Here is a 10,672-nt window from a genome sequence, read left to right as displayed (position 1 = left end):
CGGCGAGGGCGGTGGCATGGCGTCTGCGGTGCGGGGGCGGGTGGTTCACGTGGCGTACCTACCGGAACGGGCGGACGGACGGATTCCCCTCTCAGTCGCCGCCGCCCGCAAGGGAGTTGCCGCGCCTCCCGGCCAACCGGCCGGCACCGGGAACGCCCGTCGACACGCCCGACGGGGCCGCGCCCGTGCTCACCCCGTCCGTGGCCGGGTGAAGGCGCGGACCGTGAAGCGGGGGTCGGGGCGGGGACGGTCCTGGTCCGGCAGGCGGGCGAGGCCGGCGGCGAATCGTTCGGTGCGCGGGTCGCCGGGCGTGAGCAGGGTGAACCAGCCGCGTCGCAGGTCGGCGATGGTGCCGCGGGGGCTGCGGCCCTGGCCGAGGCCGGGGAAGGCGGCCTGTCCCGCGGGCCGCAGGCCGTGCTCGGCGGCATGTGCGGCCACCGTCTCGGCGGCGTCCCGGGCCGGACGGCGCGGGCGCGCGGCGAGCACGGCGTCGATGTCGCTGCCGACGTCGTGCGCGGCGGCCTTGTCGACGGTGGTGACATAGACCCCGCCGGGCCGCAGCACGCGGGCGCACTCGGCGACGACGCGGCGGGCGTCGGTGGCGTCCGGCATCAGGTGCAGCAGCCAGACGCTGATGACGGCGTCGAAGGTGCCGTCGGGAAACGGCAGCCGGCGCGCGTCGGCCAGCACGATCCGGCCGGGCAGCCGGGCGGCGGCCCTCCGGGCCATGCCGTGGGCCAGGTCGGCGCCGATGACCTGGAGGTCCGGCCGGGCCGCCACGATCCGCCGGGTGACCGTTGCGGTCCCGCAGCCCACGTCGAGCAGTCTTGCCGCGTCGGCCGGCACCATGCCGAGCACCGTGTCGGCCGCCGCCCGCGCTCTCGGCTCGCCGCCGCGCGACGCGTCGTAGCCGGCGGCTTCCTTCTCGTAGTCGAGCACGTGGTTCAGTGTGCCCCGTGAGCCGGGGCGAGTTCCTCCACCCGGCGGGCGAGTGCGAAGTCCTTCGCGGTGACGGCGCCGCCCGCGCTGTGCGTGTGCACGCTCAGGGACACCGAGTGGTAGCCGAGGGTCAGGTCGGAGTGGTGGTCCAGTTCCTCCTGGACCTGGGCGATGTGCACGACCATCGCGGCGGCGGCGACATGCGAGCCGAGCCGGTAGGAGCGGGTGATCCGGTCCCCCTCCAGCGACCAGCCCGGCAGCTCGGCCAGCCGGCCCTCGATCTCCTGCTGCGACAGCGCTTCGACGGCCATGTCCCGACTCCCTTCATGACGGTCCTGCCGTTGCGGTCCCCCCGTTCAGCCTCCCACGCCCCCAGCCCCCACACGAGCGCCACCGGCAACACACCAGCCGCCGGCCCTCGCACCACAAGCCTCCCGGCCACGCGGCCACCCACACACCCACACCCGCCCCCACCGCGCACACACCCCAACCACCATCCCCCACGCCACACCCACCGCATGCATACCGCCGCCCGCGCATGCCATCGGCCGGCACGCACACCCATGTCACCGGCGCACACGCACGCCCGCACGCCGCCGCACACCGCCCCGTCCCGCACGGTGGCACGCCCCGCGCACGCCGGCCGCGGGTCGCCGCACGCCTGCCGCGCGGGCGCCGTACGCTCACGCGGTCCTCTCGGTTACGGTCGTGTTCATGGCCGTCACCGTCTCGGGTACCGCAGCGTCCGTCGTCCCCGTCGACCGGGGAGGCATCGGTCCCCTGTTGCGTGCCTGGCGGGAGCGGCGGCGGCTCAGCCAGCTGGAGCTGGCCCTGCGCGCCGGCTCCTCCGCACGACACCTCAGCTTCATCGAGACGGGCCGGTCCCGGCCGAGCGAGGAGATGGTGCTGCGGCTGGCCGAGCACCTGGACGTACCGGTGCGCGAGCGCAACGCGCTGCTGCTGAGGGCCGGTTACGCGCCGCGCTATCCGGAGACCCCGCTGACCGACCCGGCGCTCGACGCGCTGCGCGAGAGCATGGAGCGGCTGATCGGCGGCTACGAGCCGTACCCCGCACTGGTCGTCGACGCCACCTACACCGTGGTCGCCGCCAACCGGGGCGTCGGAATGCTGCTGGCGGGCGTCCCGGAGTCCCTGCTGGCGCCCGCGCCGAACGCGATGCGGCTGACCCTGCACCCGCAGGGCCTGGCACCCCGGATCCGCAATCTGCGCGAGTGGCGGGGGCATCTGCTGGCGCAGATGGAGCGGCAGATCGCCCTGCACCGCTCGGATGCGCTGCGTGAGCTGTACGAGGAGGTCGCGGCCTACCCGGTGCCGGCGCGGGCCACCGAGGAGGAGGCGGCCGGGCCCGTCGCCTACTTCGCGCTGCCGATGCGGATCGAGCACGAGGGCCGGGTGCTGTCCTTCGTGTCGTCGATCGCCACGTTCAACACGCCGATGGATGTGACCGTCGCCGAACTGGCCGTGGAGACGTTCCTGCCCGCCGATCCGGCGACCGCCAAGTACCTGCTGTCCCAGGCGGGTTGACCGGAATGTGACACTTCCGTCGCGGCGGACCGGTGTGCTCGGCGGCAGCGCGTGGCACACTGCTCGCACAGATCGGCGCACAGGGGAGGACGTGGGGTGAGCGAGCGGCGGCCCGCGCCCACCGTGGGCCAGGTGGTGCTCGGCAAGCGGCTCCAGGAACTGCGGGAGGCGGCCGGCCTTGGCCGGGATCAGGCCGCCCGGGTGCTGCGGGTGGCGCCGGCGACCGTGCGGCGGATGGAGATGGCCGAGGTCGCCCTGAAAATCCCCTATGTGCAGGTGCTCCTCACCACGTACGGCGTGTCCGAGCAGGAGGCCGCCGCGTTCGTCCGGCTGGCCGAGGAGGCCAACCAGCCGGGCTGGTGGCAGCGGTTCCACGATGTGCTGCCGGACTGGTTCAGCATGTACGTCAGCCTGGAGGGCGCCGCCGGCATCATCCGCTCCTACGAGCCCCACTTCGTGCCCGGCCTGCTGCAGACCGAGGGGTACGCGCGCGCCGTGATGGAGGCCGGGACGGTCGGCAGGACCGGGCCGGACACCATCGACCGCCATGTCTCCCTGCGGATGACCCGGCAGCGGCTGCTGGAGCGGGACGATCCGCCCCATCTGTGGGTGATCATGGACGAGACGGCGCTGCTGCGCCCGGTGGGGCCCGCCGAGGTGATGCGCGAGCAACTGGACAAGCTGCTGGAGTACGGCGCCCGGGACCGGGTCACGCTCCAGCTCGCCGAGTTCGCGTCCGGCCCGCACCCGGGGACGTACGCGCCCTTCACCCTGTTCCGGTTCGCCGAGCCCGAGCTGCCCGACATGGTGTTCACCGAGTATCTGACCGGAGCCCTCTACCTGGACTCCCGCAAGGAGGTCTCCCTGCACCTGGAGGTCCTCGACCACATGACGGCGCACGCCGCGACCGCCCAGCGCACCGAGAAGATCCTGCGGGAGTACCGCGAGAACCTCTGAGCCGGTCCGCTGGGCCCGCGCCGCCGGCCGGCCCGCGGGGGCCCGGCCCGCGGGAGGCCCGCCGCGCGGTTCTGGCCCGTACGGGTGCCGTGAACGGGTGCGTTTCCCCGTCCCGCCCTAGGTTCGAAGCCACGGGTGACCGAGGGAGCGCATGTGACCGACACGCGGACACCGCCCGGGGAACCGGGCGCGGCGCTGCTGAGCGCCGGGAGGTTCTTCCGGCGCGGCACCGCCGCCGCCGACCTGCACAGTGTGCGGTTGACCGGCGGCCGGGAGGGCGACGCCTTCTACCGGGACCGCTGGAGCCACGACAAGGTGGTGCACTCCACACACGGCGTGAACTGCACCGGCTCGTGCCGCTGGAAGGTGTACGTCAAGGACGGGATCATCACCTGGGAGACCCAGGAGACGGACTACCCGTCGGTGGGCCCGGACCGCCCCGAGTACGAGCCCCGCGGCTGCCCGCGCGGCGCCGCGTTCTCCTGGTACACCTATTCCCCCGTGGGGCCCGGCATGGGCGGGGAGGGGCCGTTCGGCGGGGACTCCGGGCGCCGGCGGCTGCCGCTGGTGTCGGTGGAGACCTTCCACGCCCTCACCCGGCGGCAGACCACCGACCGCATCGACGACACCAGGGAGGTCTGATGCCCTCGGACGCGGTGCTGTACCAGGCGGCGGCGCTGTGCCTCACGTACCCGGACGACGACCTCGTGGCCCGGCTGCCGCTGGTGCGCGAAGCCGCCCCGCAGCTGCGGGAGTTCACCGACCATGCGACGGCCACCCCGCTGGGCGAACTGGCCGCGCACTATGTGCGGGTCTTCGACTTCAGGAACCGGCACAGCCTCTATCTGAGCTGGTGGCGGGACGGCGACACCCGGCGCCGTGGCATGTCCCTGGTCCGCTTCAAGGAGGTGTACCGGCAACACGGCCTGGAGTTCAGCGACGAGGAGCTGCCGGACTTCCTGCCGGCGGTCCTGGAGTTCACGGCCCGTACCGGCAGCACGGACCTGCTCACCGAGCACAGCGACGTCCTCGCCGGACTCCGCACGAGGCTGACCGACTTCGGCACGCCGTACGCGTCCGTCCTGGACGCGGTCTGCGCCACGCTGCCGCCGGCCCGACCCCGGATGCGCCCATGACCACCCTGCTGTGGGGCGCCCTGCCCTACGTAGCCTTCGCCCTGCTCGTGGCCGGCCTGGTCTGGCGGCATCGCTACGACCGGTTCGGCTGGACCTCGCGTTCGTCCCAGGTGTACGAGTCACGGCTGCTGAACATCGCCTCGCCCGCCTTCCACTACGGCATCCTGTTCGTGCCGGCCGGGCATCTGGTGGGCCTGTTCGTCCCCGCGTCGTGGACCGGGGCGCTCGGGGTCGGCGAGCACGCGTACCATCTCTTCTCGCTGTACGGCGGCACCGCGGCCGGGGCGCTGACGGTCGCCGGGATCCTGCTGCTGATCTACCGCCGGCGCACCCGTTCCCCGGTGCTGCGGGCGACGACGGCCAACGACAAGCTGATGTACGTCGTGCTGCTCGCCGCCCTCGTGCTCGGCATGGTCGCCAAGCTCACCCACGCCTCCGGCGACGGCTACGACTACCGCGCCACGATCGGCCCCTGGGCGCGCAGCCTGTTCACGCTGCGCCCGCGCACCGAGCTGATGACGGGCGTACCGGTGCTGTACCAGGTGCACGCGGTGGTCGGCATGCTGCTGATCGCGTTCGTCCCGTACAGCCGCCTGGTGCACATGTTCAGCGCACCCGTGCAGTACCTGTTCCGGCCGTACGTCGTCTATCGCAGCCGGGACCCCCGGCAGCTGGGCGCGCGGCCGGAGCGCCGGCGCTGGGAACGCCCGGGAAGCTGACGGGCAGGTCAGGCCGCGCCGCCCTTGGCGTCGCGTTCGTCGTCGACGATCTCCGCGTCGACCACGTCCTCCTCGTCCGCCGAGCCGGAGCGCCCCGTGCTCTGCGTGCCCTCCGTGTGGGTCTGCTGCCCGGCCTGCGCGTACATCGCCTGGCCCATCCGCTGGCTGACCGAGGCCAGTTTGTCCACCGCGGCGCGCAGGGCGGCCGTGTCAGCGTCCTGTTCCAGCAGGGTCTTCAGCTCCGCCGTGGCCGTCTCCACCTCGGCCCTGGTGTCGACGGGCACCCGGTCCTCGTTGTCCCGGAGGAACTTCTCCGTCTGGTAGACGAGTTGTTCGGCCTGGTTGCGGGTCTCGGCGGCCTCGCGGCGCCTGCGATCCTCCTCCGCGTACTGCTCGGCCTCCCGCATCATGCGGTCGATGTCGTCCTTGGGGAGGGCGGAGCCGCCGGTCACGGTCATCTTCTGCTCGCGTCCGGTGGCCAGGTCCTTCGCCGACACATGCATGATGCCGTTGGCGTCGATGTCGAAGGCCACCTCGATCTGCGGCACTCCGCGCGGGGCGGGCGGCAGTCCGGTCAGATCGAAGACGCCCAGCTTCTTGTTGTACGCGGCGATCTCCCGCTCGCCCTGGTAAACCTGGATGCCCACCGAGGGCTGGTTGTCGGCGGCCGTGGTGAAGATCTCCGAACGGCGCGTCGGGATGGTCGTGTTGCGTTCGATGAGCTTCGTCATGATGCCGCCCTTGGTCTCGATGCCGAGGGACAGCGGAGTCACATCGAGGAGCAGCACGTCCTTGACGTCGCCGCGGATCACCCCGGCCTGGAGGGCGGCGCCGACCGCCACCACCTCGTCGGGGTTGACACCCTTGTGCGGGTCCTTGCCGGTGAGTTCCCTGACCAGGTCCGTGACGGCGGGCATCCGGGTGGAGCCGCCGACCAGGATGACGTGGTGGATGGCGGAGAGCTTCACCCCGGCGTCCTTGACCGCCTGGTGGAAGGGGGTCTTGCAGCGGTCGAGCAGATCGGCGGTGAGTTCCTGGAACTGGGCGCGGGTCAGCTTCTCCTCCAGGTGCAGCGGGCCCGCGGCGGACGCCGTGATGTACGGCAGATTGATGCCGGTCTCGGAGGAGGACGACAGTTCGATCTTGGCCTTCTCGGCGCCCTCGCGCAGCCGTTGCAGCGCCATCTTGTCGGCCGCGAGGTCGATGCCGTTCTGCGCCTTGAACTTCCTTACCAGGTGCTCGACGATCCGCTGGTCCCAGTCGTCGCCGCCGAGGTGGGTGTCCCCGTTGGTGGCCTTCACCTCGATGACGCCGTCGCCGATCTCCAGGAGGGACACGTCGAAGGTGCCGCCGCCGAGGTCGAACACGAGGACGGTCTGCTCCTCGCCGCGGTCAAGGCCGTAGGCGAGGGCGGCGGCCGTCGGCTCGTTGATGATCCGCAGCACCTTCAGGCCGGCGATCTCCCCGGCCTCCTTGGTCGCCTGCCGCTGCGCGTCGTCGAAGTACGCCGGCACGGTGATCACCGCGTCCGTGACGTCCTCGCCGAGATAGGACTCGGCGTCCCGCTTCAGCTTCTGCAGCACCCGCGCCGACAGCTCCTGGGCCCGGTAGCGGGTGCCGTCGACGGAGCCGCTGTCCGGGAAGCGCCAGCCCGCGTCGCCCATGTGCCGCTTCACGGAGCGCGCGGTGCGCTCCACGTTCGTCACGGCCTGCCGTTTGGCGACCTCACCGACCAGCACCTCGCCGTTCTTGGCGAACGCCACGACCGACGGTGTGGTCCTCGCCCCCTCGGCGTTGGCCACGACAGTGGGCTCACCGCCTTCCAGGACGGCCACCACCGAGTTCGTCGTACCGAGATCGATTCCGACCGCGCGTGCCATCTCCGTCCCCTTCCGCCCTGGGCGTGCCCCGAATCCAGCACAAAACTTGAGTGGGCTGTTGTCAATGCCGGGTACCCCGGAAACGGGCGGTGCCGCGCCCCCGGGTGGGGACGCGGCACCGTGGCACGCCGGGGGTCAGGCGAGCTTCGCCGACAGCGTGATGGTCGTGCCGGTCAGCGCCTGGCTGACGGGGCAGTTCTTCTTGGCGTCCTCGGCGGCGGCGGCGAAGGCGTCGTCGTCGAGACCGGGGACCGTGCCCTCTACGGTCAGATGGATGCCGGTGATGCCCTCACCCGGCTGGAAGGTCACGTCGGCCGAGGTGACGAGCTTGGTGGGCGGGGTGCCGGCGCCGGCCAGGCCGTGCGACAGCGCCATGGAGAAGCAGCTGGAGTGGGCGGCGGCGATCAGCTCCTCCGGGCTGGTCTTGCCGTTCGCCTGCTCGGCGCGCGACGGCCACGACACCGGCTGCTCGCCGATGCCGGAGGAGTCGAAGGTGACGACGCCGTTGCCCTCAAGCAGGTTGCCTTCCCAGACGGTGTGTGCGGTGCGCGTGGTAGCCACGGTTGTTCCTTTCGCGTGTGGTCCTGGTGAGGGGCGCCCCCTTCCCGGCGCGGGCCGGGGGGAGAGTTCCGGCCCCATCCGATCACATTCACGCCCGACACACCCCGAAGACCGTCCCACCCAAGATGAACGCCGAGCGACGCCCCCACGCTCCACGGCCACCGACCGGTTCGGAGGGGGACGGTGCTCGGGCGGGTCGGCTCGCGCCGGGCGTGAACTGCCGCGCCGCCTGGACCGTCACATCACGCGGCTGCCGGACCGCGCGGAGCGTCGCGCCGCGGCAGCCCCCGGCGATCAGGCGGCCTTTCGGTTGGGTTCTGGGGTGGGGAGGGGGACCTGGGGGCCGTTGGACTCGTCCAGCCAGCGGCGCAGCACCTGGTGGAGGCGTTCCGCGCCGACCAGGGGACGGCCGTCGTCGGCCGGCGCGGACAGCACGAGGGGCGACAGCAGGAAGGGCCGGGCCTGGGCGCCGCCGAGCCCGCCGTGCGAGCCGATCTGCTCCTCGAAGGCGAGGACTTCGCCGTCGGCCGGATCGTACGCGGAGTTGACCATGATGTCGGCGGTGTGCGGAAAGCCGTGGGTGCGCCGCACGGCGTCGGCGGCGCCGGGCCCGAACCGGGCGAGCGGGCCGGGCTCCTCGTCGAGCCGGTCGAGCGGGATCTGCGCACCGTACGCGCCGAGGACCACCCCGCCGTGCTCCGCGCTGCGCACCAGCAGGAAGCCGATGCCCGGGTGGTTGGCGAGCGTGCCGAGCAGGGCGGGGTGGCGGGCGTCGATCTCCTCCTTGGTCATGCGGTGCGGCACGTCGGGGAAGGAGACCAGGCCGAGGTTGCCGGAGGCGAGCACGATCGGCTCGGAGCGGCGGCGCGCGGGCCGGTGCCGCTCGCCGCCCTCCTCGACCGGCCGGCGCAGGGCCGCGCGCACGGCCGCACGCGCCTCCGCGCCGCTGTGGGTGCGTTCCGCGCGGCGCGGCACGTGCAGCCCGCACCCGGCCCGGACCAGATCGCCGAGGGTGAGGCCGTAGCGGGCACGGAAGGTCTCACCGGGGCTCTGGCCGTGGTCGGACAAGACGACGATCCGGTAGGGGCGTGGCGCGTGCTCGGCGACCTTCTCGATCAGCGCGAGCGAGCGGTCCAGGCGGTGCAGCACCTTCGCGGCGTCCTGGCTGTGCGGCCCGGAGTGGTGGGCCACCTCGTCGTAGGCGACCAGGTCGGCGTAGACGGCGGTGCGGCCGACGAGCATGTCGCCCACCACCGCGGCGACCACGACGTCCCGCTCGACCACGGTGGCGAAGGCGCGCACGAACGGGTAGAGCCCGCCGCGCCCCACGCGTGGCCGCTGCTTGCGGATCCGGGCCCGGGTGGACTGGCCGATCTCGCGGCCGGCCTCCGCGCAGAAGGACAGCGCGGTGCGCACGGCGTTGGCCGGGTCGGAGAAGTAGGCGAAGTAGCCGGCCCGGGAGCGGTTCTCCCGGCCGCGGCGGCGAGCGGCGATGGACAGCACCAGGGCCTGTTCGTCGGCGCCGCCGCTGAACAGGTTGCCGCGGCTCGCGCCGTCCGCGCCGAGCAGTCCGCGGTCGCCGGTGCGTTCGACGGCGCGGCGCTGGAGTTCGGCGGCGCTGGTCGGCCGGTTGCAGACCACCACCTCGCGGTGGTCCTTCTCGTACCAGCGGAAGGCGGGGACGTCGAAGGTGCTGCCGTGCAGGATGCCGAGCTGGCTGGCGCCGGTCTGGCTGGACCAGTCGGTGTGCCAGAGGGAGAGCCGGTGGGTGGGAGCCTGCCCGTCGCCCGCGCCCAGCCAGCGGCCGACGGTCGGCATCAGCCCGTTGCCCACGGCCTCGGTCAGCACGTCGTGGCCGACGCCGTCGAGCTGCACGAAGACGGTGCCGGGACTCGCCGCGCACGGCGGCCGGGAACGGCGGCGGCGGTCGGCGAGCCGGTAGAGGCGGCGCCGGTAGGCGTCGTCGTCCCGGACGGCCAGCGCGGCTCCGGTGGCGGAGGCGACGGCGGACATCACCGCGGCCACGATGACGGCGGTCTCGGGGGCCACCGCGCCCCGGCCGGTGGGGTTGATGCGCAGCGCGACCAGGAGCAGCGAACCGTTGAGGAAGAAGACCAGCAGCCCGAGCACGAGCGCGGGCACGAGCAGCAGCAGCCGGACGAGGACGGGCCAGACGACCGCGGACAGCACGCCGAAGGCGCCCGCGCCGAGCGCGGCGGTGATGGCGATGCGGGTGGCGCTGTCGCCGTCGGCCGACTGGAGCTGGAAGTCGGGCAGGATCCCGGCGAGCACCAGCATGGTGAGCGTGGAGACCGCCCACACCGTGGCGCTCCGCCCGACCTGACTGGCTATCCGCCGCCACTGCCCGCCACGCACTCCCCGTACCCCTCGCGTCCCGGCCCGTCGCCGGCGCGGGCCTTTCCGCCCCACCTTGTCATACGGCAGGTCCGTGCGGCGTGCGGCCGGGTCCGGCGCGACGCGGCGGCTACCCCCCGTCATACCCGGCGGTGGGCATGGACAGCCGCCGGTGCACCCGGGCCTTCATCTGCGCGTCGTATCGCGGTTCGGCCCGGCCCACGGTCTCGACGCGCACCCCGCGCCGCGCGCACTCCGCGGTGAACTGCTCGACCGAGGACAGGGCGCTCTCCAGCACCCGGCGGCTCGGCGCCACGAACACGTCCACCCCGGGCCGCACCCCGTCCCACAGCACCTCGTGGTCGGGCCTGAGCCCGCGCACCAGCAGTTCCCGGGCGACGACGTACCCGTGCTCGGCGGCCCAGCGCGCGCACATCGCGTGCTGGCCGCGGGAGTCCACGAGGAAGGGATCCTCCTCCAGTTCCTCCAGCGGCGTCAGACTCGCGATCGCCGTGACCCGAACCGGTCCCATGGAGCCCCCCTCACCTCCGGGTTTCCCCGCCGACCCTACTCCTGCCCG

The 10,672-nt window shown here is 73.1% G+C and carries 10 protein-coding genes and 1 pseudogene; 5 read left to right on the top strand and 6 right to left on the bottom strand.

The window, feature by feature from the left end:
- Positions 1-189: 189 nt before the first annotated feature.
- Positions 190-939 carry a class I SAM-dependent methyltransferase gene (locus ACFYTE_RS25300; RefSeq protein WP_388714578.1) on the bottom strand — a complete coding sequence of 250 codons (750 nt, stop codon included), beginning with the start codon at positions 937-939 and terminating at the stop codon, positions 190-192.
- Positions 940-944: 5 nt separating this feature from the next.
- Positions 945-1,250 carry a 4a-hydroxytetrahydrobiopterin dehydratase gene (locus ACFYTE_RS25295; protein WP_388714576.1) on the bottom strand — a complete coding sequence of 102 codons (306 nt, stop codon included), beginning with the start codon at positions 1,248-1,250 and terminating at the stop codon, positions 945-947.
- Between the two features lie 403 nt (positions 1,251-1,653).
- On the opposite strand from ACFYTE_RS25295, the gene ACFYTE_RS25290 reads away from it, so the two are divergent.
- From ACFYTE_RS25290 to narI, 5 genes and pseudogenes are all read left to right on the top strand, one after another.
- The gene (locus ACFYTE_RS25290) at positions 1,654-2,484 is read left to right on the top strand and encodes a helix-turn-helix domain-containing protein (protein ID WP_388714574.1); all 831 of its coding nucleotides are present in this window, start codon (positions 1,654-1,656) and stop codon (positions 2,482-2,484) included.
- A 96-nt stretch (positions 2,485-2,580) separates the two neighbouring features.
- Positions 2,581-3,441, top strand: coding sequence for a helix-turn-helix domain-containing protein (locus tag ACFYTE_RS25285; RefSeq protein WP_388714571.1), 861 nt, complete (start codon positions 2,581-2,583; stop codon positions 3,439-3,441).
- A gap of 153 nt (positions 3,442-3,594) precedes the next feature.
- Positions 3,595-3,942: pseudogene (locus ACFYTE_RS25280) on the top strand (hypothetical protein); the annotation flags it as partial.
- A 140-nt stretch (positions 3,943-4,082) separates the two neighbouring features.
- On the top strand, positions 4,083-4,577 hold the full coding sequence (gene narJ / locus ACFYTE_RS25275) for a nitrate reductase molybdenum cofactor assembly chaperone (protein WP_388714568.1): 495 nt from the start codon (positions 4,083-4,085) through the stop codon (positions 4,575-4,577).
- Positions 4,574-5,296 carry a respiratory nitrate reductase subunit gamma gene (gene narI, locus ACFYTE_RS25270; RefSeq protein ID WP_388714565.1) on the top strand — a complete coding sequence of 241 codons (723 nt, stop codon included), beginning with the start codon at positions 4,574-4,576 and terminating at the stop codon, positions 5,294-5,296. Before narJ ends, narI begins: the two co-directional genes overlap by 4 nt.
- An 8-nt stretch (positions 5,297-5,304) precedes the next feature.
- Here narI and dnaK read toward each other — a convergent pair whose 3' ends face one another.
- The 4 genes from dnaK to ACFYTE_RS25250 form a co-directional block, all read right to left on the bottom strand.
- The gene (gene dnaK / locus ACFYTE_RS25265) at positions 5,305-7,176 is read right to left on the bottom strand and encodes a molecular chaperone DnaK (protein WP_388714562.1); all 1,872 of its coding nucleotides are present in this window, start codon (positions 7,174-7,176) and stop codon (positions 5,305-5,307) included.
- A gap of 135 nt (positions 7,177-7,311) precedes the next feature.
- Positions 7,312-7,737: an OsmC family peroxiredoxin gene (locus tag ACFYTE_RS25260; RefSeq protein ID WP_388714559.1), complete on the bottom strand. Its 426-nt coding sequence runs from the start codon at positions 7,735-7,737 to the stop codon at positions 7,312-7,314.
- A gap of 294 nt (positions 7,738-8,031) precedes the next feature.
- On the bottom strand, positions 8,032-10,113 hold the full coding sequence (locus ACFYTE_RS25255) for a phage holin family protein (RefSeq protein WP_388714556.1): 2,082 nt from the start codon (positions 10,111-10,113) through the stop codon (positions 8,032-8,034).
- A 109-nt stretch (positions 10,114-10,222) separates the two neighbouring features.
- Positions 10,223-10,624, bottom strand: a complete 402-nt coding sequence (locus ACFYTE_RS25250) for a hypothetical protein (RefSeq protein WP_388714554.1) — start codon at positions 10,622-10,624, stop codon at positions 10,223-10,225.
- Positions 10,625-10,672: the final 48 nt, after the last annotated feature.

The sequence above is a fragment of the Streptomyces sp. NPDC004629 genome, assembly GCF_042873595.1.
Taxonomy (GTDB): Bacteria; Actinomycetota; Actinomycetes; order Streptomycetales; family Streptomycetaceae; genus Streptomyces.
Note: the sequence above shows the minus strand (reverse complement) of the source record. Positions and strands in the feature narration are given on the sequence as shown.